The organism is Salinimicrobium oceani (genome assembly GCF_012037645.1).
Genome location: NZ_JAAVJR010000811.1, coordinates 1 through 412, shown reverse-complemented (window position 1 = coordinate 412; position 412 = coordinate 1). Strand labels below are relative to the sequence as shown.

At 47.6% G+C, this 412-nt stretch carries 1 pseudogene; it reads left to right on the top strand.

Annotation, left to right across the window (positions count from 1 at the left end):
* Positions 1 to 372: pseudogene (locus HC175_RS19520) on the top strand (PA0069 family radical SAM protein); the annotation flags it as partial.
* Positions 373 to 412: the final 40 nt, after the last annotated feature.

Here is a 412-nt window from a genome sequence, read left to right as displayed (position 1 = left end):
CCAATCATACCTTCCATTAACAGCCATGAGATCCTTCCCCTGGTGAAGGAGATTGCCGAAAGAGGTGCCTGCGGAGTGGGCTATACGGTGGTAAGGCTAAATGGCGCTATAGGAGAAGTCTTTTCTGCCTGGATAAGAAAAGCCATGCCAGACAGGGCAGAGAAGGTCCTTCATCAAATCGCCGAATGTCACAACGGAAATCTCAATGACAGCCGCTTTGGAACCCGAATGAAGGGCGACGGAAATATTGCCGACCAGGTCGCCCAGCAATTTGCCCTCGCAAGAAAATTATATTTAAAAGATAAAGAGCGGCCTAAACTGAACTGCGATCTACATGAGCAGTACAAGGACGGGCAGATGAAACTCTTCTAAAAATCCCATTTTTGAGAGGTTAGTCCCCATTCTCCATAGA